Origin of the sequence: Kribbella sp. NPDC049174 (assembly GCF_043197365.1) — a bacterium.
Classification (GTDB): Bacteria; Actinomycetota; Actinomycetes; order Propionibacteriales; family Kribbellaceae; genus Kribbella.
In genome coordinates, this window is the sequence record NZ_JBICSZ010000003.1 from 611,264 (window position 1) to 634,979 (window position 23,716).

At 69.1% G+C, this 23,716-nt stretch carries 15 protein-coding genes; 8 read left to right on the forward strand and 7 right to left on the reverse strand.

Going from position 1 to position 23,716, the window contains the following annotated elements; translation table 11 throughout:
• Positions 1 to 27: 27 nt before the first annotated feature.
• Genes ACGFIF_RS20250 through ACGFIF_RS20260 form a run of 3 tightly spaced genes read left to right on the forward strand, consistent with a single transcriptional unit; the run spans position 28 to position 3,007 of the window.
• Entirely contained in the window at positions 28 to 1,386 is a 1,359-nt protein-coding gene (locus ACGFIF_RS20250; protein ID WP_393156325.1) for an APC family permease, read from the forward strand.
• A complete protein-coding gene (locus ACGFIF_RS20255) occupies positions 1,383 to 1,781 on the forward strand; it encodes a hypothetical protein (RefSeq protein WP_393156326.1) in 399 nt (132 codons plus the stop codon). Before ACGFIF_RS20250 ends, ACGFIF_RS20255 begins: the two co-directional genes overlap by 4 nt.
• A complete protein-coding gene (locus ACGFIF_RS20260) occupies positions 1,781 to 3,007 on the forward strand; it encodes a glutathionylspermidine synthase family protein (protein ID WP_393156328.1) in 1,227 nt (408 codons plus the stop codon). Before ACGFIF_RS20255 ends, ACGFIF_RS20260 begins: the two co-directional genes overlap by 1 nt.
• Here the strand turns inward: ACGFIF_RS20260 and ACGFIF_RS20265 are convergent, their stop codons facing one another.
• Together ACGFIF_RS20265 and ACGFIF_RS20270 are read right to left on the reverse strand one after the other, a co-directional pair.
• On the reverse strand, positions 3,008 to 4,462 hold the full coding sequence (locus ACGFIF_RS20265) for an NAD-dependent succinate-semialdehyde dehydrogenase (protein ID WP_393156330.1): 1,455 nt from the start codon (positions 4,460 to 4,462) through the stop codon (positions 3,008 to 3,010).
• A 49-nt stretch (positions 4,463 to 4,511) separates the two neighbouring features.
• On the reverse strand, positions 4,512 to 5,621 hold the full coding sequence (locus ACGFIF_RS20270; protein ID WP_393156331.1) for an MsnO8 family LLM class oxidoreductase: 1,110 nt from the start codon (positions 5,619 to 5,621) through the stop codon (positions 4,512 to 4,514).
• Positions 5,622 to 5,998: 377 nt separating this feature from the next.
• Here ACGFIF_RS20270 and ACGFIF_RS20275 point away from each other — a divergent pair, with 377 nt between their 5' ends.
• From ACGFIF_RS20275 to ACGFIF_RS20290, 4 genes are all read left to right on the forward strand, one after another.
• Positions 5,999 to 8,944, forward strand: a complete 2,946-nt coding sequence (locus ACGFIF_RS20275) for a type 2 lanthipeptide synthetase LanM family protein (RefSeq protein WP_393156333.1) — start codon at positions 5,999 to 6,001, stop codon at positions 8,942 to 8,944.
• Positions 8,945 to 8,971: 27 nt separating this feature from the next.
• Positions 8,972 to 9,175 carry a hypothetical protein gene (locus ACGFIF_RS20280; RefSeq protein ID WP_393156335.1) on the forward strand — a complete coding sequence of 68 codons (204 nt, stop codon included), beginning with the start codon at positions 8,972 to 8,974 and terminating at the stop codon, positions 9,173 to 9,175.
• 103 nt (positions 9,176 to 9,278) lie between these two features.
• The gene (locus ACGFIF_RS20285; protein WP_393156336.1) at positions 9,279 to 12,203 is read left to right on the forward strand and encodes an ATP-binding protein; all 2,925 of its coding nucleotides are present in this window, start codon (positions 9,279 to 9,281) and stop codon (positions 12,201 to 12,203) included.
• A gap of 182 nt (positions 12,204 to 12,385) precedes the next feature.
• A complete protein-coding gene (locus tag ACGFIF_RS20290) occupies positions 12,386 to 13,615 on the forward strand; it encodes an ROK family protein (protein WP_393156338.1) in 1,230 nt (409 codons plus the stop codon).
• Between the two features lie 21 nt (positions 13,616 to 13,636).
• Here ACGFIF_RS20290 and ACGFIF_RS20295 read toward each other — a convergent pair whose 3' ends face one another.
• Together ACGFIF_RS20295 and ACGFIF_RS20300 are read right to left on the reverse strand one after the other, a co-directional pair.
• Positions 13,637 to 14,386, reverse strand: a complete 750-nt coding sequence (locus ACGFIF_RS20295; RefSeq protein ID WP_393156339.1) for an alpha/beta fold hydrolase — start codon at positions 14,384 to 14,386, stop codon at positions 13,637 to 13,639.
• Positions 14,383 to 15,057 carry a DUF998 domain-containing protein gene (locus ACGFIF_RS20300; protein ID WP_393156340.1) on the reverse strand — a complete coding sequence of 225 codons (675 nt, stop codon included), beginning with the start codon at positions 15,055 to 15,057 and terminating at the stop codon, positions 14,383 to 14,385. Before ACGFIF_RS20300 ends, ACGFIF_RS20295 begins: the two co-directional genes overlap by 4 nt.
• 110 nt (positions 15,058 to 15,167) lie before the next feature.
• On the opposite strand from ACGFIF_RS20300, the gene lysX reads away from it, so the two are divergent.
• Positions 15,168 to 18,527 (forward strand): bifunctional lysylphosphatidylglycerol synthetase/lysine--tRNA ligase LysX, encoded by a 3,360-nt coding sequence (gene lysX, locus ACGFIF_RS20305; protein WP_393156341.1) that lies wholly within the window; start codon positions 15,168 to 15,170, stop codon positions 18,525 to 18,527.
• Here the strand turns inward: lysX and ACGFIF_RS20310 are convergent.
• The 3 genes from ACGFIF_RS20310 to ACGFIF_RS20320 are packed head-to-tail and all read right to left on the reverse strand — an operon-like array spanning position 18,524 to position 23,705.
• Complete coding sequence (locus ACGFIF_RS20310; protein WP_393156343.1) at positions 18,524 to 20,158, reverse strand: (2,3-dihydroxybenzoyl)adenylate synthase; 1,635 nt, start codon at positions 20,156 to 20,158, stop codon at positions 18,524 to 18,526. The two genes, lysX and ACGFIF_RS20310, sit on opposite strands and share 4 nt — an antisense overlap.
• Entirely contained in the window at positions 20,158 to 22,164 is a 2,007-nt protein-coding gene (locus tag ACGFIF_RS20315; RefSeq protein WP_393156345.1) for an acetate--CoA ligase family protein, read from the reverse strand. Before ACGFIF_RS20315 ends, ACGFIF_RS20310 begins: the two co-directional genes overlap by 1 nt.
• On the reverse strand, positions 22,161 to 23,705 hold the full coding sequence (locus tag ACGFIF_RS20320; RefSeq protein WP_393156347.1) for an FAD-dependent monooxygenase: 1,545 nt from the start codon (positions 23,703 to 23,705) through the stop codon (positions 22,161 to 22,163). The genes ACGFIF_RS20315 and ACGFIF_RS20320 overlap by 4 nt, the downstream gene beginning before the upstream one ends.
• Between the last annotated feature and the right edge of the window lie 11 nt (positions 23,706 to 23,716).

Genomic DNA, 23,716 nt, shown 5'->3' on the forward strand with positions numbered 1-23,716 from the left:
GGGGGGACGACCGAGCGGATGGATGGTATGACGACTACTGGTTCGCGGTCGCGGGGGCGGAGATTGCGGCGCGATGCGCTGGGTTTGAGCTCGTCGACCGCGATCGGGATCGCCTCGACGGCACCGGCGTACTCACTGGCTGTCTCGGTGGGACTACTCGCCGGGTACACCGGCGCGGCGGCTCCGCTGGTGCTGGCGGTGAGTGCGGTCCCGGTGATCCTGGTCGCGCTGTGCTTCCGTGAGCTGAACCGAGCGGAGCCGGACTGCGGGACGACGTTCCCGTGGACGGAGAAGGCGTTCGGTATCGGCACCGGCCGGATGGTCGGCTGGACCACGGTGATGGCGTGTGTCCTGGTGATGAGCAACCTCGCCCAGGTCGCCGCCGTCTACACCTACGTCCTGTTCGGCCTGGACAGTGCCGCCGACTCCCGGCTCGCGCAGGCCGGGCTCGGCACGGCGTTCATCCTGGTGATGGCCCTGCTCGCCTATCGCGGTATCCGGGTCGCCGCGACCACGCAGTTCGTGCTGCTGACCGTCGAGGTCGTCGCGCTGTTGTGGTTCGCGATCAACGCGTTCCGCGAGGCCGGGTCGCTGAGCATCCCCGCGTTCACGGAGACCGGTGACAGTGCGTGGGCGGCCGGCGTACTGGTCGCGGTGTTCCTCTACTGGGGCTGGGACTCGTCCTTCAGCGTCAACGAGGAGACCCGCAACCCGAGCCGGACACCGGCGATCGCCGCGCTGGTCGCGAACGGCTTCCTGGTCATCCTCTACGTCGTGGTCGCGTGGGCCGCGGTCGCGTACACCGGGGTGGTTCCGCTCGCGGACATCGCCGACGACGACTTCTTCGCCGTCCTGTCGAGCGACCTGCTCGGCACGACCGGCGGGCAACTCCTGGTCGTCGCGGTGCTGGTGTCGGCGCTGGCCTCGACGCAGACCACGATTCTGCCGACGGCCCGGACGATGCTGTCGATGGCCCGGCGGGATGCGTTCCCCGGGCAGTTCGCGCGGATCTCCGCCCGCTACCAGACGCCGACCGTGTCCACCTGGGCGTTCGCGGGTGTGAGTGTGCTCGTGTACGTCGTACTCGTGCTGACCTCGGACGCCGTACTGGCCGACTCGGTCGCGGCTGTGTCGGTGCTGGTGTCGCTGTACTACCTGGCCACGGCGGCCGCCGTACCGGTCTACTTCAGAGGCGCGGTACGGGAGCGGCTCGTGCAGCGACTGGTAGTGCCGGTGCTGGCGAGCTTGTCGTTCGCGGTGGTGCTCGTGCTCGCGGTGGTGGATGTGGGCGCGGCGCCGCTGGTTGTGGTGGGTGTAACCATGGTGGTCGGGGCGGCGATCATGTTCTCGATGAAGCCGCCCGCCGAGGGGGAGGGTAGGCGATGAGACGCAAGCGGATGCGCAGTGCCAAGGTCACGCTCGGGCTGACGGCACTGATGGCTGCGTCGCTGACCGGGTGCGCCAGTGAGAAACAGCCGGACTATGCCGCGATCTGCGTCGACCCGCAGACCCAGACCCGCGCGGATGACGAGAACTGCACCGACGAGCGCGAGTACCACGGCTCCGGTGCCGGGTTCTTCTGGTTCTACATGGCCACCCGGGGCGGCGGGTTCGTGCCACCGATCGGCGGCAGCTACAACGCCGGCGCCGGCACCTACACGGTCCCGCGGACCGGGTCGCCGACCGTCAAGCGGGGCGGCCTGGACAAGGGTGGCGGCGATATCGGCACCATCACTCGGGGCGGGTTCGGCAAGGCGGGCAAGGGGAGCTCTGGCGGCTGATGTGGCGGCACGCGATCAAGCCCCGGCCGCGCTGGAAGGACACCGTCGTCGAGCAGGGCCTGGTCTTCCCGATGACCGATCTGCCGGACGGCTCCGAGACGCCGTACTGGAACGAGAGCGCCTGGTACGAGGTGACGATGGACGAGGTACTGCACCTCGAGCGCGTCACCGAGGAGCTGTACGAGATGTGCCGGCACGCGGCGTCGGTGATGGCGTCGGGTGACCGGTTCTCCGACACCCAGCTCGGCCTCGCCCCCGGCACACTGCCGTTGGTGCGCGAGTCGTTGAAGCGCGACGACCTGTCCGTCTACGCGCGGTTCGACCTGGCCTGGAGCGGCGTCGAGCCGAAGATGCTGGAGATCAACGGCGACACCCCGACCGGACTGGTCGAGTCCGCGGTGATCCAGTGGAACTGGCTGGAGGACGTGTTCCCGGACGCGGACCAGTGGAACTCGGTGCACGACCGCCTGGTCAAGTGGTGGGCCGAGCACCTCGCGGCCGGCCACTTCCCGGGCAACGAGGCACATTTCTTCAACTCCGGTGCGGAGACGTCCGGCGAGGAGGCGATGACGGTCGCCTACCTGCGCGACACCGCCGCGATGGCCGGACTGGCGACGTACGGGCACGAGCTCGAGGACGTCGGCTGGGACTCGGCGCGACGAGCCTTCGTGGACTGGGGCGGGCGACCGATCCGGACCGCGTTCAAGCTCTACCCGTGGGAGGACATGCTGGACGACGAGTTCGGCCGGTACGTGCTGGCCGGGCTGGAGCCCGAACCGGTCAGGTGGATCGAGCCGATCTGGAAGACGATGCTGTCCACCAAGGCGATCCTGCCGGTGCTGTGGGAGCTGTACCCGGACCATCCGAACCTGCTGCCGGCGTACTTCGGTGATCCTGGCGACCTGCTCGAGTGGGTGGCGAAACCGCTGCACGGCCGGGAAGGCAGCAACATCCGGATCCACACCGTCGCCGGCGCCGACGACCAGATCCACGACGGTCCGTACGACACCGCGACGATGGTCTACCAGGAGTACCTGCCGCTGCCGTCGTACGAGGGGAACCGCGCCGTCATCGGCAGCTGGATCGTCGACGGCGTCGCGGCCGGGATGATGGTCCGCGAGTCCGACGGGCCGATCACCGACTACTACGCGCGGTTCGTCCCGCACGCGATCGGGACCAGCCCCCGGCCGGACCAGGAGACGATCCAGCAGTGGCTGGCGGAGTGATCAGTCCACGTTGATGGCGACGTACTTGATCTCCAGGTACTCGTCGATGCCGGTGCTGCCGCCCTCGCGGCCGAGGCCGGACTGTTTGACGCCGCCGAAGGGTGCCGCCGGGTTGGAGACGATGCCCTGGTTGAGGCCGATCATGCCGGTTTCCAGGCGTTCGGAGACGCGGAGCGCACGGGTCAGGTCGTTGGTGAACAGGTAGGAGACCAGGCCGTACTCGGTGTCGTTCGCCATCCGGACCGCTTCCTCCTCGGTCTCGAAGGCGGTCAGCGGGGCGACCGGGCCGAAGATCTCCTCCTTCTGCAACCGCGCACTCGTCGGTACGTCGGCCAGCACCGTCGGCGGGTAGAAATATCCGTTGCCTTCAGCAACCGATGCGCCGGTCAGCACCCGGGCGCCCTGGGCGACCGCGTCATCGACGAGGTCCTTCACCTTGTCCCGCTGGGTGGCGTCGATCAGGGGGCCGACGTCGACCCCCGCCTCGGTCCCGCGGCCGACCGTCAGCGCGGCCATCCGCTCGGCGAGTCTGGTCGCGAACTCGTCCATCACCGGTGTCTGCACGTAGATCCGGTTGGCCGCCGTACAGGCCTCGCCGCCGTTGCGCATCTTGGCCAGCATCGCGCCGTCGACGGCCTTGTCCAGGTCGGCGTCGGCGAACACCAGCAGCGGTGCGTTCCCGCCCAGCTCCATGCTGGTCCGCAGCACCTGCTCGGCGGCCTGCTCGATCAGCTTGCGGCCGACCTGGGTCGAGCCGGTGAAGGACAGCTTGCGGGCGCGTCCGTCCCGGATCAGCGGCTCCATCACCCCGCCGGAGTCGCTGGTCGTGACCACGTTCAGCACACCGGCGGGCAATCCGGCCTCGGTCATCAGCTCGGCCAGTTTGAGCATCGACAACGGGGTCTGGGCGGCCGGCTTCATCACCATCGTGCAGCCGGCCGCGACGGCCGGGCCGATCTTGCGGGCCCCCATCGCGGCTGGGAAGTTCCACGGCGTGATCAGCAGGCACGGGCCGACCGGCTGCCGCATCACCAGGAAGCGGCCCTTGCCGTTCGGTGCGACCTGGTAGCCGCCGTCGATCCGGACCGCCTCCTCGGCGAACCAGCGGAAGAACTCGGCCGCGTAGGCGATCTCGCCCTTGGACTCGGCGACCGGCTTGCCCATCTCCAGCGTCATCAGCAGCGCCAGGTCGTCGGCCCGCTCGGTCATCAGCTCATAGGTACGGCGGAGGATCTCGCCGCGCTCGCGTGGAGGCGTCGCGGCCCACTCCGCCTGCGCCGCGACGGCAGCGTCCAGGGCGGCCACGCCGTCGGCAGGACTCGCATCAGCTACTTCGCACAGCGTCGTACCGGTGGCCGGGTCCTCGACGGCCAGGGTCTTACCACCTGTGGCCGCCTGCCACTTGCCGCCGATGAACAGCTCGTTCGGACATGCCTCAACGACTTCCCGCTCCATGAGCCTGCCTTTCTGTTGCGTCCGGCAGTACCCACGATAGGTACCCCGTTCAGGCTGTGGCGATGAGCGGTGGTGCGTGCCGCGGGACGGTGCGGATCGTGCGGGTGAGACCGGCCGCGATGGTGCGGAGGATGGCGGACCTGACCAGGCCGTCGAAGGCCAGTGGGACCAGCATGATCTCGTCGGCGGCGGTGCTGGCCACCAGTGAGCCCAGTCCGGACACCACTGTGGTCCGTGAGCCGACGATGTGGCCGGGGTCGTCGAGTAGCCGCTCCGCCCGGCCGCGCTCGCGGCCGGTCAGTGGCGGCTCCAGCAACTCCATCAACTCGGCCGGAGTGGCCCGTGGCGACGCAGTCGCGAGACGCGTCTTCACGCGCACGTACTCCGCGAACCGGATGATTGCCTCCTCCTCGGAGTCCGCCGCGACCACACCGACCGTCACCCCCAGGTACGGCTTCACCGTGGGCCCGCTCGCCTCGAAGTGATCCTGGTACGCCGCCACAGCCGCAGGCGTCGTGGCAGCGGCACAGTGATGCGCCAGGAAGACAGGCAACCCTCGTACGGCGGCAGTCGCCGCAGCACCGGGGTGATCGGCCAGAACGAAGACAGGTGGTGGCAAGCCGGCCAGTGACAGCCGTACGTCACCCACTGGCGCCCGCCCAGGTAGTCCGTCGCGCAGGAACCCACACAGCTCGTCCAGCCGCTGCGGGAACGTCTCGTGGGCAGCCCCGCCGAGTGCGGCCGCCGTACTGGGCACCAGACCGTTCTGCTGACCCACACCGAGATCGATCCGACTCGGGTACGCCGCTGCCAGCGCGGCGAACTGCTCCGCGATGACGAGGGGCTGGTGGGTCGTCAGCAGCGCGCCGCCCGAGCCCAGGCGGATCCGATCGGTCCGCGCGGCCAGGACAGCCGCGAGCACGGCCGGCGTCGCGCTACCGACGCCTCGGACGCCGTGCTGCTCCCCCAACCAGAATCGGCGATATCCGAGGTCGTCGGCAGCTCGTGCCACCTCCGCGGTCTCCCGGAGTGCGGCCGCAGCCGACTGACCGGGCAGCTGCGGTACGACGTCGAGCACCGAATGCGCTGAGACGGGCAGTCCGGGAGTCACGGGGGCGAGCACCTGCTCACCGTGGCAGTGTCCGAGCGGTTCGCGCATGGGTGTTCGGCACCCATGTTCCGGCCCGCGAACACCCACCCTCCGACCGGAGCGCCGAGTCTCGAAAATGGGGGTGCGCAGGTCTTGCCGGACCGCTGATCGGTCGGGCAGTGTTCCCGGCGTTCCTTCCAGATTTCGCGGACAGAGGAGGCCGACGACGAGTGCAGACACAGAGCTGGGAGCCGTAGCGCTCCCTTCCTGAGCCGGGCCGGCCTTCCACCAGAGGCCGCTCCGGCCGGGCGCTGCTGCCGCGGGGTGGTCAACCCCCAGTCGTCACCCCGCGGCAGGTGTCGCCATGTGCTCTTTCCGGCCTTTCCGCGAAATATGGGGGCTCGATACCCATGTCTGGGGCGGGTCCACGATGGCAGCCTGTCCGCGTGCTCAACTCAGCGACCGCCGGGCCGGCCCGGACCGACCACCGCAACGCCTGGTGGTCCGCCGGGATGCGCCCGCACGAGTTGACGACGTCGGCGCCGGCCTGGGCCGAGTACGTCGAGCGAAGCACCAACCTGACCGCGCCTGCCGCCGGTCGCAGCCCCGCAGGGACCGATGCCGTCGGTGGCCACACATCAGGTGGGGCTGACGAGGCTTCGGGTGGGCACAGCGACTGGCGGCAGGCGCTTATGCGCTGCCTCGACCCGCTGCTCTCCTCCGCTCGGCGCGACCTCGCGGCCGCCGGTCACAGCGGCGTACTGGCGGAGCACTTGCTGCAACGGCTCGGACTGCGAATGGTGAAGCTGGCGTCGCGGACGCTGGTGCTGGAGCTCGCCCGCGCACGTGACCGCGGCGAACTGGCCGGTGCCACCCCGGCCGCACGTTTTCTGGACTTCACCCACCGGCTCGTCGGAGGGAGCGAGCTGGCGGAGTTCCTGGCCACCTACCCGGTGCTGGCCCGGGTCCTGGGCGAGTCGTGCCGGCAAGGCGTCGAGGGTCACCTCGAACTGCTGGCACGGCTCGCCGAAGACCGTGAGTCGCTCGTCACCGGACTGCTCGACGGCCGTGATCCCGGCGCGCTGACCGCCATCGACCCCGCGGGCGATCCCCATCGGGGCGGCCGGTCCACGGCAACCCTGACCTTCGCGGACGGGCGGCGGCTGGTCTACAAACCGCGATCGCTCGACCTGCACAGCCACTTCAACGACTTGGTCGGCTGGCTGAACGACAAGACCGGACTCGACATCCGCACAGTCGGCCTCCTCCCCCGCGACGGGTACGGCTGGTCGGAGTACGTCGTACATCAGCCTTGCGACGACCTGGCCGAGGTGCGTCGCTTCTACCACCGGCAAGGCGCTCTGCTGGCACTGCTGTACGTGCTGGACGGCACGGACATGCACTACGAGAACCTGATCGCCGTCGGCGAGCAGCCTGTCCTCGTCGACGTCGAGACACTGTTCCACCCGAGTCACGCACCAGCAGGTGCACTCAGCCGTGACCCGGCCTACCGCGCGCTGCTGAGCTCGGTCTATCGCACTGCGCTGCTACCACTGCTGGTCAGCGGCGAGCACGGTGTGGCAGACATGTCCGGACTAGGCGGCGACGCCGATGCGACAGCACCTACAAGCGTGGTCGATTGGGCTGACGCCGGTCTGGACTCGATGCATCTCGTCCGGCGCCCCGGGAAGACCCACGGCGCCAAGAATCGACCACAACTCGACGGTGCTGACATCGAACCGCGGGACCATGAGATCGCCATGATCACGGGGTTCCGGGCCGCGTACGAGGCGATTGCCTGGCACCGCGAGGAGCTGATCGGCGCGGACGGCATGCTGGCCCGTTGCGCGACGGATCAGATCCGCTTCGTGCCGAGGAGCACCAGCCTCTACACAGGTCTCTTGGACGAGTCGACGCATCCGGACGCACTCCGGGACGCAGCCGGCCGCAGCCAACTGCTCGACCTGTTGTGGGACGCCGACGAGGCCCTGCACGGCGTGGTGCCGTTCGAGCTCGCGGACCTGTGGGCGGGCGACGTACCGCTCTTCACGACTCGACCGGACAGCCGTGACGTCTGGGCCTCCGACGGCACTCGCATCCCGAACGTGCTGGCCACCGAAGGCCTCAGTGCGGTCGAGGCGAAGATCGCAGGTCTCAGCGACATCGACGAGGATCGGCAGAAGTGGCTGATCTCCGCGACGCTCGCCACCAGGCCGGAGCCGATCGTGCACTCCAGCACCGCCGGCAGGCCGGGTCTCGGTGCCACCGAGGCCGACCCCGATCACCTGCTTGCCGCCGCCACGGACATCGCCGACGAGATCATGGCGCAGGTCCAGAGCGAACGCGGCGGTGCGGCGAACTGGCTGGGTCTCGAGCTCATCGACGACCACCACTGGGCCGTCAGGCCAATGGGAGCAGGGCTTTCCAACGGCTACACGGGCACCGCGCTCTTCCTCGCGCAGGTCGGTGTGCTGACCGGAGCCCAGAAGTACTGCGAGCTGGCGCGTGATGCGATCCGCCCGATCCCTGCCCTGCTGGAGAACCTGGCCGCGGACCCGGAGTCCGCACAGCTCGTCGGTCCGGGCCTGCACGGACTGGGCGGCATCAGCTATGGCCTAGACCGCCTTCGCACCCTCCTCGACGACTCCGACCTCGCCAACTGGCTGACCGCCTCACTCGAACTCTCCGAGCAGCTCAAGCCCGACGAGTTCCTCACGTACGCCGAAGGCGCAGCCGGCGGGCTCACCGCCATGCGTGCGATCCAAGGCAATGCGATCGCCACCCGGCTCGCCGAGCGGTACGCGGACGAGCTGGTCAACACAGTGGAGCTCGGGCTCCGCCGTGGCCGAGTAGCAGCGGACCACGGCTTCGCCCGGGGCTATCAGGGAATCGCCTGGGCTCTCGGCCGGTACGGCGTACCTGGTGACAGGTACATGGACGCCGCACGCGCGGCGGCCGACCTGGACCGGCCAGAGCGCCCTGGTAGCCATGGTTGGTGCTCTGGTGACGCCGGGACCGCGTTGGCCCGGCTGAGTGCCGGAGTGCCCGCGGACCTCGAGGCGTACCTGAGGACCGCAGCAGAACGTCCGGTGCTCGCCGACTTGAGTCTGTGTCACGGCGAGCTCGGCGCGGTGGAGCCACTGGTGTGGCTCGCCGAACGCGATCACTCAGCTGTTGAGGCGGTCCGGCGACGCCGGGCCGGGCTGGTGCTCGCGGCAGTACAGCAGTACGGACCACAGTGCGGGACACCGCGAGCGGTTCCGTCACCAGGCTTGCTGACCGGCCTGGCGGGAATCGGCTACGGCCTGCTCCGGCTGGCGTTCTCCGAACGCGTTCCGTCCGTCCTGCTGCTCGAACCATCCGCCGGGCCGAAGCGCTCACCACAGCACTGACGCCCACCTATCGATTGGGGAGACAGCATGACCGCCCAGCACAAGGAAGAGCAGCCCGACGTCCAGCAGGCACCGGAGGGCACCGACCCGCTCGGTCCGATCACGTTGCCGGCGCGCTCCAAGATCGGTGCCCGGGCGATGGCCCTGGTCGGCACCGTCGGCCTGAGCGCGTTCGCCGCCGCGGTCGCGGCCAGCGATCTCGGCAGCACGTGGCCGACCATCGAGGCCTGAGCAAGCGTTTGAAGGCAATGGGTCGACCGGTTCGCTGGGGGGTGGCCGGTCGGCCTTGCTCATTCGCTGCGGCGGCAGCGATACGTCGTTAGAGTTGGCAAGCATGCAGACCCGTGCGCCCAGAGTGGTCGGCAGAGACCGGGAGATCGATCAGCTCCACCGCCTGCTGGCCGCGGCCCGAGGCGGTCATGGGGGTGCGGTCTTCCTCGTCGGCGAGCCCGGAATCGGCAAGAGCCGGCTGGCCGGGGTCGGCACCACAGGGGCGCTCGACAACGACATGGCGACGTTGCGCGGCCGGGTCGGGGCCATCGGCACGATGGTTGCGTTCCGCCCGTTCACCGAGGCGCTGCTGTCACTGATCCGCCGCGGCGAGATGCCCGCGGCCGACGGGCTCGGTCCGTATCGGCAGGTGCTCGGTCGTCTGGTCCCGGAGTGGGACGACGGTACGGCGCACAACACCGCCACGTCGGCCGTCGTACTCGGTGAAGCCGTGCTGCGGTTGCTCGCATTGGTCGGCAAGGACCGTGGTTGTCTGCTGGTGCTGGAAGACCTGCACGGGTCGGACCCCGAGACACTGGCAGTGATCGAGTACCTACTCGACAACCTGGAGGACCAGCCGATCGCACTGGTCGCCACACTGCGCTCGGAGACCTGTGCGGCGCTCGAGCTCGCCAGGCTGTCCGCACAACGCGGCTCGGCCGCTCTGGTCGAGTTGCAGCCGTTGGACCGGGCCGAGGTGGGTGAGCTGGCTTCCGGCTGTCTCGAGGTCCCGCCGGACGGCGTACCCGATGCACTGGTCGACCGACTGTGGCGGGACAGTGCTGGAATCCCTTTTATCGTTGAGGAACTGCTGCAGGAGGCGAGCCGGTCCGGGCAGCTGCTGTCGAAGGCTGACGGCAGTGTGCAGGTAGTGGACGGCCTGCAAACAAACGTTCCGGCAGCCGTTGTCAGGAGCATCAGTAGCCGGACCGATCAGCTCGGGCCACAGTCACGTGACCTGTTGGTGCTGGCTGCGGTGATCGGCCACCGCTTCCCGTTGAGCGTCGTACGCAAGGCGACTGGGACTGACGAGCGGTTGCTGCTCGCCACGTTGCGTGCTGGGCTTGCCGCGCAGTTGGTAGGTCCGGACGAGCCAGTGCCGGACTGGTACGCGTTCCGGCATCCGCTGACCGCAGATGCGTTGCTGGCCGGGCTGACGCCGACTGAACGGTCCACACTCGCCAGACGGTGTGCGGACGCGATCGAGGAGCTGCACCCCGGACTGCCGGGTGAGTGGTGCCAGATGGTGGCCGAGCTCGCGGAGACCGGTGGAGACATGGCACGAGCCGGCCGGCTGTTCGCGACGGCCGGCCGACGGTCCTTCGACGAGGGGTCGATGGCATCGGCGGTGAAGCTGCTGGAGCGCGCGACCGCCTTACTGGCAAGCGATTCCGACACCAGCTACCGGGCCGAGGTGCTCGGGTCGTTGCTCATCGCATTGAGTGAGACCGGCCAGTTCGAGAACAGCACGGTCCACGCCGCCACCATCGAGGAGATGGCCGACCGCAACCTGGACAGCCGCAAGGTCGCCGCACTGCACGTTCAGCTGGCGAATCTCGAGCACATGGCCGGCCGCTGGTCAGCGGCACTGACCCAGGTCGCGACGGCCCGGACGCTGCTCGGTGTCGACGCCGGTGACGCGGACCTCGCACCGGTCGACGCCATCGCCGCGCATCTCGAGCTGGCCCGGCCGAGTCCCGGCCGGCTCAAGGCCGCGACCGAGCTGGCCACCCGTGCGGCCGAAGCCGCCGAACGCGCCAAGCTGCCCGCGGTCGCCTGCGACGCACTGCAACTGCTCGGCATCCTGTCGCGTGAGCACGACCTGGACCGGTCGATCGACTTCTTCCACCGGGCCCGACTGGTGGCCGAAGAGCACAACATGACCTTCCAGCGGGTCTGCTCGCACATCTTCCAGGCCGGCACGATCTGCCTGGCCAACGGCAGCATCGTCGAGCTCGAACGGGCCCGGCAGCAGGCGCTGCGGATCGGCGCCATCCCGCTGGCCTACGAGGTGGACGGGATCCTCGGCCAGCAGGCGATCCTGCGGTCCGAGTACGACAAGGCCGCGGTCATCATCGACGAGTGCCTGGAGATCACCCGGCGGCTCCGGCTCGGCCGCTCGGCGACGTACTTCCTCTCCACCAAGGCGATCCTCGAGGCACATCGCGGACGTCGGTCGGCGATGGAGGAGACGCTGGCCGAGGCCGCCAACTGGGGCGGCGAGCGGGCGTCGTACGAGCTGCCGTACTCCTACGGGCTCGCGCGGACGTTCTGCGCGCTGCTGGAGGAGAACCGCGAGCTCGCCGACTCCGAGATGGCCCAGGCTCTCGCGTACGACGCTCAGAACCCGACCACCCTGCACACGTCGGGGAAGTACGGGCTGGGGCTGCTTCTCGGCGTACTGTCCGGCCGCAACAGCTGGGCACACTTCGAGGCGATCACGGCAGCCGCGGCCAGTGGAATGCGGTGGAACAAACAGTTCGTTCAACTGGCGCACGCCGTACTGCTCGGCCGGGACGGTCAGATAGGTGCGGCCAACGCCAAGATGGCGGAGGCACTGGAGACCGCGTCGCTCTACCCGATGGCGCGTCACCTGGGTCTGCGGATGGTTGCCGAGCCTGCGCACGCCGACGGCTGGGGTGAGCCGGTCGCGTGGCTGCGGCAGGCCGAGGACTACTTCCACAATGCGGAGATCCCGGTGGTGGCCAGTTCGTGCCGTAGTCTGCTGCGTCAGCTCGGCGCGACCGTCTCCCAGCGCCGGAGCGGGATCGAGCAGGTGCCGGCGCATCTGCGGCAGCTCGGGATCACCAGCCGCGAGTACGAGGTCTGCCGGCTGCTGGTGGACCGGATCGGGAACAAGTCGATCGCGTCCCGGCTGCACATCTCGCCACGGACCGTGGAGAAGCACGTGGCCAGCCTGATGACCAAGACACAGCAACCGGATCGGGAGGCACTGAGCAGTTTCGCCCGGACCGTTGTCCAGGACTGACGGTCCCGACCAATAGGCGGTCCGATTCCGGCACTGATGCGTGTGCTGGAACGCGGGACGGCCGGAGGGTGATAGTTGTCGACTCACGCATTCGGCGACCGCCCGTCGACGCGGTACGAAACGGTAATTTATGAACGCTCGCTTTCTATTAGGATGGGCGAGTGGCAGGCAAGGGGTCGGACATGAGCAAGGGAACGGTCGGCGGCGGCGGTACGACGATGCTGCGGCGGATCAACGTCGCCGCGGTGCTGGACGCGGTGCGCCGCTCCGCGCCCGCGCCGCTACGCGTCGCCGAACTGGTCGAACGGACCGGTCTGGCCAGACCGACCGTGGCCCAGGCCGTGGACGAGCTGCTGGACGCCGGCTGGCTGCAGCAGCACGGGCCTGATTCGGCGGACCGCTCACTCGGCCGCCCGGCGATCCGTGTCTCGCTGCGCGGCCGTGCGGCGCCGGTGCTCGGCCTGGACGTCGGCCCACACCGGGTGACCGTGGGCGTCTCCGACCTGGCCGGCCGCAAGCTCTCCCTGGTACGACGCTCTGGCCCCGGCTGGACCGCTCAGGAGCTACTCGGAGTCATCAGCGAGGTGATCACCGAGGCGCTGGCGGAGGCCGAAGTACCGGCCGAGGACATCGCGGCCGCGGTTGCCGCCAGCCCTGGGATCGTCGATGAGCACACCGGCCGGGTCCAGCTGGTCCCGAGTGTGCCGGGCTGGTCCGCGATCGACCTGACCAAGCATGTCCGCAGCCTGCTCGACTGCCCGGTGATGCTAGACAACGACGCCAACCTGGCCGCGCTGGCCATTGCTGCGGCTCGTGGCGGCACTGGCACGCTGCTGGCTGTGCAGTGGGGTGAGCGCCTCGGTGCCGGCATCGTGATCGACGGACGGCTGCACCGGGGCACCGGTGCGGCTGGTGAGATCGGCTTCATCGCCACAGATCCGGACGACGTCATCAACCCTGAGGACAGTCGCGGACCGCTGGAGCGCGCGGTCGGCTCTGAGGCCATCGCAGCGCTCGGCCGCCAGGCAGCACTCGACAACCCCAACTCCCGGCTGGCTGAGCTGGGTGGCGAGCAGCTGGACACGGCCGATGTGTTCGCGGCTGCGGCAGAGCGTGACCCGGTCGCTCAGGCCGTCGTGCAGCAGGTCGCCCGCGACTTCGCCCGGGCGTTGGCCCCGTCGGTGCTCGTGCTGGACCCGACTGCCGTGGTGATCGGTGGCGGTGTCGCCCGCGCGGGCGCCGTACTGCTCGACGCCATCTCCGACCAGCTGCGACTGCTCACACTGAACCACCCGAAGCTGGAGCTGTCCGCCCTGGCCGAGGACGCAGTCGTCACCGGCGCGATGCGCATGGCCCTGGACGAGGTCTGGCAGCGCAAACTCCCAACCCCAGCCCTCACCAGCACAACCTAGGCCGTCTCTCCGGGATCGGGTTCAGCGGCCGACGGCGGTGGCGATGGCGTCGGGGCGGTCGAGGTGTACGAGGTGGGCGGAATCGGGGAGCACCTCGACTGTGCCGTCCAGTAGGTCGGCCAGGCGACGCTGACCCGCCAGCCAGCGGTCGGCGGTGAAGCGTGAGCTGCCGCCGGTGGCGACCAGCAGGGTCGTCGGCGGGACCTCTCCGACCGGGCCGGCAACCAGTTTGCCGACCTCGGCGGCCAGTTCCCAACTGCTTGCCAGTTCACCCCAGAACAGCAGCCAGGACAACGCGGCGCCGTACCGCTTCCGTGCGGTTGCCTTGGACAACAGATCCCGGTTGGAGGTGCTGCCGATCCGGACGATCAGCCGTCGTACCGCGGGGCCGAGCAGCTGCGGTACGCCGATCCGCCCGAGCAACCGCAGGAACGCGCGCACCGCCCGATCACCGCGCGTGCCCGGATAGAGCCAGCGCCAGCCGGTCTCGGACGTCAGGCTGGTGTCGACGAGCACGACCCGGCTCACCTCCAGCGGCCGGGTCAGAGCCCAGCGCAGTACGGCGAGACCGCCGATCGAGTGCCCGATCAGCCCGATCTCCGCCTCCGCTGGTACGCCGGCCGCCCGGCGCAACTCGTCGACGCCCGACGTGATCGGCGTGCACCACGGATCGACCACCCGGAGATCAAGCCCCGGCAACAACTCGACGACCCGGCCGAACTCCTCCGGAGTCTCAGCCAGGCCGGGCAGAACGACCCAGGTTGTTGTCATCGAAGGAAAGCCTGCCTCAGGCCTGGTAGCAATGTCGCCAACATCAAGCAGACCAGCAGGACCGAGACGCGTTGCAGGATACCGGGTGGATGCAGGTCGCTGCCCGTCAGCACCTCGAGGCCGGTCTCGATGCCGAGCCAGGCTTGGGTGACCACGACGCCCGCGGCCAGTACGGCGACCAGGCGGCCCCACACACCGCCCCAGCCGGAGCGGCGCAGGACCAGGACGGCGAAGATGCCCATGGCAACGCTGCCGATGCCGGCCATCGTCGAAGTGATCTCGTGCAGGAGCAGCGCCGTACCGGCCTGACCGCTCGCCTCGGCCGCCCGGCAGGCCTCGCTCAGCGATGGTGCGCAGTCCATCGGCGAGAAGGAGTCGAACAGCGTCCCGGCGCCGAAAACCGCGGCGCTGATCAGCAGGCCGGCCATGTCGCGGTTCAGCCGGGCCGCGGGCCGGCCGAGGATGGCGGCGATCAGCAGCAGGACACCCGCACCGAGGTCCAGGGCGCGGGCGTAGGGGCTTGTCGGCTGGTCGCGGGCACCGAGCTCGCTGAGGAAGGACTCGTGGATGTCGAGCGGGAAGCCGGCCACCGCCTCGAGCAGCAGGCTGCAGTAGAGCACACCGGCGGCGATCATCACGTTACGCATCAGGCGATACGGGACGGCCACCATGCCCGCCAGCCTCGCACACCGACCAAGCTGTTGACTGTCGCCTCAACTACACCACCGAGGGTAGAGCCAGCGCCACCGACGCGTCTCTGAACTAATGGCATGATCGCTGGGTGCGGTCGGAACAGGCAGAGGCGGTGGTCCCGCAGTGGCAGCATCGTGCTGCCGTCTGGGTGGGCCGTGTCGTGGTCGCCGCCTCGGTCTGGTCGTTCATCGCGATCCCGCTGCACCTGTTCGCCCCGGCGTACGTGAAACGCGTTGACCAAGCCTTCGATTTCTTCGGCATCCCGGCCGGGCACACCTTCTTCTCCGCGGTCTACCTGGCCGTTGTCGGCAGCGCCCTGCTGCGCGGCAAGCGGGCCGCGCTGCTCTGGGTGCTGTGGGTCTTCCAGGCCCTCTGGCTGATCGCGCAGACCGCGGCCGTTGCCTTCACCAGCGTCCGGCTGGCCAATCCGAACGATGCCCAACTCCTCTCCGAGTTCGGTCCCGCGACCGTCAAGGACCTCGAGCTCGGCATCCTCCAGGTCATCGTGGTGGCCGCGAACATCGCGCTGCTGTGGACGATCCGCGGCGCGTTCCCGGCCCGGCTGGCCCCCGGCACCCGGCGGCAGGCGGTCAGCGCCCTGCTGCTCGGCCTGCTGATCTCGGCCGCGGTGAGCATCACGCTGACCCAGATCTTCCCGAAGACGCTGACCGGTCAACGGGAGAAGATCGGCTGGGCGATCATCGCGACCCTCGGCCAGTCCCGCGGCCGGATGGGCGACCACGAGGGGCACGGCTGGATCGGTCTGACCGTCGGCGCGATCTCGGCCGCCTCGCTGGTGATCGCGTTCGCCATCTTCCTGCGCTCGGTCCGCCGGGTCCGCTACCTGACCCAGCCCGAGGAGCTCGACGTACGACGCCTGCTCCTGCTGCACGGTGAGCGGGACTCGCTCGGGTACTTCGCCACCCGCCGGGACAAGGCGGTCATCTTCTCCCCGGCCAAGGACGCGGCGATCGCATATCGCGTGGTCAACGGGGTCAGCCTGGCCAGCGGCGACCCACTGGGTGATCCGGCTGCGTGGCCCGGTGCGATCAAGGCTTGGCTGGCCGAGGCACGCACGTACGGCTGGTCCCCCGCTGTACTGTCGGCCAGCGAAGAGGCCGCACACGCGTACGTCGATGCCGGCCTGCGCGCCCTGTCGATGGGCGACGAGGCGATCATCGACGTCGCCGACTTCACTCTCGAGGGCCGGACGATGCGACCGGTCCGGCAGGCGGTGACCCGGGTCCAGCGGGCCGGGTACCACGCGGAGGTGGTCCGGCACGGCGACCTGTCACCCGAGACCCTGTCGGAGTACGTGCATCTGGCCGAGCAGTGGCGTGGTGGACACACCGAGCGTGGGTTCTCGATGGCGCTCGGGCGGTTGGGTGATCCTGCCGACGCGCGGTGCGTGATGGTGATCGCGCGCGATGCCGAGGGTGCTGTGCGTGGGTTGCTGTCGTTCGCGCCGTGGGGTGTGCGGGGTGTCTCGCTGGACCTGATGCGGCGGGATCCCGAGTCCGTGAACGGGCTGATGGAGTTCATGGTCACGTCGCTGGTGGATGCGTGCGGGGACCTCGGGCTGCACCGGATCTCGCTGAACTTCGCGATGTTCCGGGAGATCTTCAGCGATGCCGAGCGCGTCGGGGCCGGACCGGTGCTGCGGTTGACCAATGCCCTGCTGACCGCGGCCTCGCGGTTCTGGCAGTTGGAGAGTCTGTATCAATCGAACGAGAAGTACCTGCCGCGCTGGTCGCCGCGGTTGATCTGCTACTCGCGGGGTGCGTCGCTGGCCCAGGTCCTGCTGGCGGCCGGGACCGCGGAAGGGTTCCTGCCGGCGCCGCGGCCGTGGACCCGGGTCGACAGTGTGGAAACGGCCGAGCGGCACGCGATCATGGCGGCGGACGGTGGGGCGTTCGCGACCGCCGTACGGGCGCAGGAAGAAGAGCTGCTGCGGCCGGCGTTGCCGGATCGGAAGCTGACCGAGCAGGAGCAGATCCGGCGGGCCAAACTCGTCCAACTCGTCGCTGCTGGCATCGATCCGTATCCCGTCAGCGTGCCGCGGACGGAGACGTTGGAGCGGGTCCGCTCGCTGTACTCGAACCTGCCGGCCGACCACCGCACCGGCGTGACCGTATCCGTGTGTGGGCGCGTGATGCGGATGCGGGACCATGGCGGACTGTCCTTTGCCCAACTGCAGGACGAGCTGTCACAGCTGCAGGTGATGCTGACGGCGGACGCGTGTGGCTCCGGCCCGCTCGACCATTGGCGGCGCCTGGTCGACATCGGTGATCACGTCAGCGTCACCGGCGAGGTTGTCACGAGTCGTCGCGGTGAGCTGTCGATCGCGGTGACGAGTTGGCTGATGGCGGCGAAGTGCCTGCATCCGTTGCCGGACAAGCGGAAGGGGTTCACCGATCCGGAGGCGCGGGTCCGGCAGCGGCACCTCGACCTGGTGATGAACCCGGACTCGCTGCGGATGATGCAGCACCGCAGTACCGCCGTACGGGCCCTGCGCAACGGGTTCGAGGCACGCGGGTTCATCGAGGTGGAGACGCCGATGCTGCAGGCGGTCCACGGCGGGGCGAACGCGCGGCCGTTCGCGACCCACATCAACGCCTACGACACCGAGCTGTTTCTGCGGATCGCGCCGGAGCTGTTCCTGAAGCGGCTCAGCGTCGGCGGGCTCGGCAAGGTGTTCGAGCTGAACCGGAACTTCCGCAACGAGGGCGCGGACGCGACGCACAACCCGGAGTTCACCTCGGTCGAGGCGTACCAGCCGTACGCCGACTACCACGTGATGCGCGAACTCACCCGGGAACTGCTGATCGAGGCCGCGACCGCGGTCTTCGGCAAGCCGGTGGTGCAGCGCCCGGACAGCGAGATCGACATCTCCGGCGACTGGCCCGTCATCACCGTCCACGAAGCGGTCAGCCGCGCAACCGGTACGCCGATCTCCGCGGACACCCCGGCCGAGCAACTCCGTGCACTGTGCGCGACGTACGGCGTCCACACGACCTTCGAACTCACCGCCGGCGAACTCGTCCTCGAGCTGTACGACGAACTGGTCGAACCAACCACGACGCTGCCGACCTTCTACACCGACTTCCCGCTCGAAACCTCACCCCTGACCCGCTCCCACCGCACCGAACCCCGCCTCGCCGAACGCTGGGACCTGGTCGCCTTCGGTGCCGAAATCGGCACCGCCTACTCCGAACTCGTCGACCCGGTCGAGCAACGCCGCCGCCTCACCGAGCAGTCGTTGAAAGCCGCGGCCGGCGACCCCGAAGCCATGTCCCTCGACGAGGACTTCCTCAGTGCCCTGGAATACGCCATGCCACCCACCGGCGGCCTGGGCATCGGCGTCGACCGCGTGATGATGATGCTCACCGGCGAGAACATCCGAGCCACATTGGCCTTCCCGTTCGTCCGGCCGGCACCCCGCGACTAGACCTCGGCCGCCATCCGCGTCGCGATGTCTGCCCGCAACGCCACCTTGTCGATCTTGCCGACCTTCGTGGTGGGGAGTTCCTCGCAGAGGACCAGGTGCTCGGGGAGTTTGTAGGCTGCGACGCCCAGTTGTTCCATCGACTGGCGGACGTCGGTGAGGGTGAGGTGGGTGCCGGGGCGGGGGACCACATAGACGCAGACTCGCTCGCCCAGGCGGGGGTCGGGCATGGCGACGGCGGCGACCTGCTGGACCTGGTCGAGGGTGTAGGTGAGGTTCTCCACCTCCTCGGCGGAGATCTTCTCGCCGCCGCGGTTGATCATGTCCTTGTCGCGGCCCTCGACGATCAGGTTGCCACCGGCAACGATGCGGCAGATGTCGCCGCTGCGGTACCAGCCGTCGGGCGTGAAGGCTCGCGCGTTCTGCTGTTCGGCCTTGTAGTAGCCGCGGGGTGTGTAGGGGCCTCGGGTGAGGAGCGAGCCGGGCTCGCCGGGTGGGACCGGGCGGTCGAGTGGGTCTACCACCCGGACCTCGTCGTCGGGGCACATCGGGCGGCCTTGGGTGGTGCAGATGACGTCTTCCGGGTCGTCCAGCCGGGTGTAGTTGAGCAGGCCCTCTGCCATGCCGAACACCTGCTGCAACGTGCAGCCGAGCACAGGTTTGATCCTGCGGGCCACCTCGTCGGCCAACCGCGCTCCCCCGACCTGCAACACCCGGAGCGACGACAGGTCCTCGCCCTTGTACTCCTCCAGCCAGCGCTGCGCGACCGCCGGTACCACGGCTGTGTGCGTGACACCCTCGGCTGCGATCGCGGCAAAGACTCGTCGGGGTTCAGGGCTCGGCAGCATCACCACAGTCCCGCCGACGAGCAGTGCGCCGAGCAGGCCCGGGCAAGCGAGTGGGAAGTTGTGTCCGGCCGGCAGTGCGACCAGGTAGACCGTGGAGGCGTCCATGCCGGAGACCTCACCGCTGCGCTTGGCGTTGTACGTGTAGTCGTCGTGCGTACGAGCGATCAACTTCGGCAGACCCGTCGTACCTCCGGACAAGAGGAACACCGCCACACTCCGACTGTCCGGCTCAGGACCGTCCCACACTCCAGCACCCGAGCACAGCTCACGCAGGTCCACGCTGCCCGGGTGCAGGTCGTCACCAGCGACCAGCACGTGCTGCAGCGAGTCCACCTCGTCCACGAGCCGGTGACCGAGCTCCTGGTGGTCGAAGTCCCGCAGTACATCCGGTACGGCGATCGCCGCGGCCTCAGCGTGCGCGGCCAGGTACGACAGCTCGTGATACCGGTGCCCGGGCAGAGCCATCACAGGTACGACGCCCGCCCGCAGACAGGCGAGGGTGAGTACGACGAACTCCCACCCATTCGGAAGCTGTACGACGATCCGGTCGTCAGCGCGCAGCCCTAGCTCCATCAGTCGGGTAGCGGCAGCGTCGGCACGGCCGGTCAGCTCGGCGTACGTGAGCCGGACGGCGCCGTCGACCAGTGCGACCCGGTCCGGCGTACGTTCCGCCTGCTGCCAGATGTGGAACGGCAGACTGCGCCCCTCCCAGTACCCGGCTGCCACATAGCGGGCGACGTCCTCGGCAGGCCACGGCACAACACCGTCGGCGATCGGACTGACCATTACTGCTCCTTGCCGGTGATCACGGCATCGAGCGCGACCAGGCCGTCGCTCGTCAGCCGGAGGGGATTGATCTCGATCTCGTCGACGTTCGGGGCCGCTAGCAACACTGCACCGAGCGCACGCACCACTCGCGCAAGCTCCAACCGATCCAGCACCGGCCCACCACGCCAGCCGTCCAGCAGCGCGCGACCGAGCAGTTCGTCGGGCATCGACTCAGCCTCTGTGATGGACAGCGGCGCAGCACGTACGGCGACATCGGCGAAGGCTTCCGCGGTCGTGCCGCCGAGGCCCACGAGGACAACAGGTCCGAAGACCGGGTCACGCCGCGCACCAACGATCAGGTCGACGCCGGCCGGCGCCATCGCCTCGACCAGCACTCGACAGTCACCGAGCTTCTCCAGGGCTTCGGTCAGCTCTGCGCGGGTGCGGATGCCGAGGTGCACTCCACCGATCTCGGTCTTGTGCAGCACGGCAGCATCCAGGATCTTCACCGCCACCGGACCACCCAACCGGTCCAGAGCGGCGTACGCCTCCTCCGCGGAGTCACAGGCGACGCGAGCAGGTGTGCGGATACCCAGCGCCTCCAGCACCGACTTCGCCTGGTCCTCGTCCCACGGCCCACCAGGCACATCAACAGAAGGCACCGGCACATCAGCCACACCACGCCGATGCGCCAGAACCGCATCGTCCACCAGAGCCCGGACCGCATGAGCCAGCGCGCCCGGACTCGTGCCGACCGCGTACCCGCGCTCGTGCAGCCCCGACCGGACCACACCGACGTCCACGCTGGAACCGCCCACGCCGACCACAGTAGGACTGCCACGGTCCAGCCGGGAGAGCTCGGATACCAGATCCAGACTGTCCGGCTCCGACAACGCGTAGACCGCCACCAGATCAACCGCCGGGTCCGCACCGACCACGGAGACGACCTCACCGAACCCCGGACCAGGCCGACCGGTGTCGACCGGGTTCGCCTGGTAGGTCATCGGCGGCAACAACTCCCCCAACCGCTGCTGAGTCGCCGCACTCAGCACAGGCACCCGCACCTTAGAGCCGCGCAGGCGATCCAGCAACAGCAGTCCAGGACCCGCCTGAGCAGTCACCACGCCCACACCAGGGTCCGCAGCAGGAGCCAACCGGGTCAGCGACAACGCACCGATCGCGTCCACGAGCTGCCGTTCGTCGTCGACCAGCACCGCACCGGCCTGCCGGAGTACGCCCCGTGTCGTACGCCAGGAGGTGGCCAGCGCACCAGTGTGCGACTGCGCGAACTCACCGACATCGTTGCGCCCGACAACCAAGGCGACCACCGGCTTGACCGCCGACAGCCGCGCCACCGCGTGCGCGAGCCGTGAACCGTCCGCCACCGATTCGATGTGCAGAGCAACAGCCGTCGTACGACGGTCGTCCAGCAGGTACTCGAGTACGTCGGTCGCGTCGATGTCGACCGCGTTGCCCAACCCCACAGCGACGCTGATGCCGTAGCCGGCCTCTGCCAGCAGGAACGACAGAGCGTGGTTCACACCACCGCTCGCCGCGACGACAGCAACCCCACCGGAAGGCACTGAAGCAGCGCTCGGCACAAAGCTGGCAGTCAGCTTCAGCGACGGCACCAGGAAGCCGGAGGTGTTGGGACCGAGCAGCCGGATGCCGTAGCGGTCGACCACCTCCGCCAGTGCCTCTTGGTATGACGGGTGCCCGGCTTCGGCGAAACCACCCGCACACACCAGTGCGGCCGTTGCACCGGCCTTAGCGGCTTCGGCTACCGCATCGGCACTGGCCGGCGCCGGGACGCACACCACAGCCAGGTCAATCGGTGCACCAAGCGAATCGACCGCCTCCGCAACCGAGCCGTGCAAAGCAGAGTCCCGCGAGTTCACCAGTGCGAGTGGTCCGTCGTACGTGGAGAGGGAGCGCGCCATCACCGCGCCGAGCTTGGCCGGGTTGCGCGAGGCGCCGATCACTGCGACCCCGCGAGGGGTGAACAACCCGTCCAGCCCGCTCACGCGCTCCCTCCCGTACTGCGGCTGACCCCGGCGACACGGTCCCGGGCGGGACCGCTGGTCCGGCCCACCAGGTCGGCACGCCCGGAGAGGAGGAGGGTCTCCGCGTCGTCCGGGGTCAGCTCGTCATCGACCACCAGCGCAGGGGTCCCGGCCACGAGCCGCGACTCCTCCGCCAGCAACGTCCGCGTCAACCGCGAACCACCGTGCACAGCCACCACCGCAGGTCCCGCCAGTACGCCGGAATGCAGCGATGCCAGGGCAGCCGGCAGTTCCTGCTCATCCGATGGAGCCTCGATCCACAAGGCCTGGTCGCGCACATCCGCGACATCCACCCACCGACCGGGCAAGGACAATCCGCGCGAGCGGAACGGGGTCTGCAGGGGCGCCGGGCCGTGCTGCGCATGCCACGACGTGCGGGTCGCGGCGACGAACGCCGGATCGCGGCGCGCCAGCTTCCCGCCGCTGATGCTGCGGGTGAGGAAGTGGAAGGCGAACTGCCATGGCTCCAGCGTGTCGTGGTAGCGCCCGAAGTGTTCCCACCAGGACAGGCTCGGCCGCGCCGACCCCTGGATCTTCTCAACCGACGGCCGCGCCGCTTCCTCGTACGCCACCAGCGCCGCCGGAAGCTCGTCATGTGAGGCGAGCGCCGCCGCCAGCGCGACCGCGTCCTCCATCGCCATCTTCGTCCCCGAGCCGACCGAGAAGTGTGCGGTGTGCGCCGCATCGCCGAGCAGTACGACGTTCCCGTGCTGCCAGCGCCCCGTCCGCCGGGTCCGGAAGCTGCCCCAGCGCGAGTTGTTCACCAGCAGCAGATGACCGTCGATCTGCTCGGCGAAGAGCTTCTCCAGGTACACCTTGGTCTTCAGATCGCTCGGCCCCGGCGGCTGGGACACGTCGAACTCGTCCAGCCCGGCCCGCAGCCACGACTCCCGATCGGTCTCGACGATGAACGTGCTCACGTCCGGGCTGATCGGGTACCCGTGCACCGCGAACACCCCGTCGTCGCCCCGCTCGTGGACGAAGGTGAGTCCGTCGAAGGCGTACGTCGTACCGAACCAGATGAACTTGGCCGCCGCCGTCTCCACCATCGGTTCGAGAACGCCCGCCAGCCGCTCCCGGATCCGTGAGTTGGCGCCGTCCGCGGCGACCACCAGGTCGAAGCCGGACAGGTCGTCGAGCTCCACCTCGGTCTCGAACCGCAGCGTCACGCCGACTTCGACCGCGCGCTGCTGCAGTACGGCGAGCAACGTCTTCCGGGCGATCGCGGCCATACCCATTCCGCCGCAGCGGAACCGCTCGCCCTTCAGCCGGACCTCGATCGCGTCCCAGTGCACGCCGTACTGCGTGAGTGCGTCGCGGATCACCGGGTCGGCGGCGTGAATGGCGGCGAGCGTTGCGTCGGAGAACACCACCCCGAAGCCGAACGTGTCGTCCGCGCGGTTGCGCTCGAACACGGTCACCTCGACCGTCGGGTCGTTCGCCTTCACCAAGGTGGCCAGGAACAGCCCGCCGGGCCCACCACCGACAACTGCGATCCGCATTGCGAGTCCTC

Bases quoted from the DNA above. Each gene is read 5' to 3' on its own strand.
- ACGFIF_RS20250 (WP_393156325.1), top strand. From the start codon at position 28: ATGACGACTACTGGTTCGCGGTCGCGGGGGCGGAGATTGCGGCGCGAT.
- ACGFIF_RS20255 (WP_393156326.1), top strand. From the start codon at position 1,383: ATGAGACGCAAGCGGATGCGCAGTGCCAAGGTCACGCTCGGGCTGACG.
- ACGFIF_RS20260 (WP_393156328.1), top strand. From the start codon at position 1,781: ATGTGGCGGCACGCGATCAAGCCCCGGCCGCGCTGGAAGGACACCGTC.
- ACGFIF_RS20265 (WP_393156330.1), bottom strand. From the start codon at position 4,462: ATGGAGCGGGAAGTCGTTGAGGCATGTCCGAACGAGCTGTTCATCGGC.
- ACGFIF_RS20270 (WP_393156331.1), bottom strand. From the start codon at position 5,621: ATGCGCGAACCGCTCGGACACTGCCACGGTGAGCAGGTGCTCGCCCCC.
- ACGFIF_RS20280 (WP_393156335.1), top strand. From the start codon at position 8,972: ATGACCGCCCAGCACAAGGAAGAGCAGCCCGACGTCCAGCAGGCACCG.
- ACGFIF_RS20285 (WP_393156336.1), top strand. From the start codon at position 9,279: ATGCAGACCCGTGCGCCCAGAGTGGTCGGCAGAGACCGGGAGATCGAT.
- ACGFIF_RS20290 (WP_393156338.1), top strand. From the start codon at position 12,386: ATGAGCAAGGGAACGGTCGGCGGCGGCGGTACGACGATGCTGCGGCGG.
- ACGFIF_RS20295 (WP_393156339.1), bottom strand. From the start codon at position 14,386: ATGACAACAACCTGGGTCGTTCTGCCCGGCCTGGCTGAGACTCCGGAG.
- ACGFIF_RS20300 (WP_393156340.1), bottom strand. From the start codon at position 15,057: ATGGTGGCCGTCCCGTATCGCCTGATGCGTAACGTGATGATCGCCGCC.
- ACGFIF_RS20310 (WP_393156343.1), bottom strand. From the start codon at position 20,158: ATGGTCAGTCCGATCGCCGACGGTGTTGTGCCGTGGCCTGCCGAGGAC.
- ACGFIF_RS20320 (WP_393156347.1), bottom strand. From the start codon at position 23,705: ATGCGGATCGCAGTTGTCGGTGGTGGGCCCGGCGGGCTGTTCCTGGCC.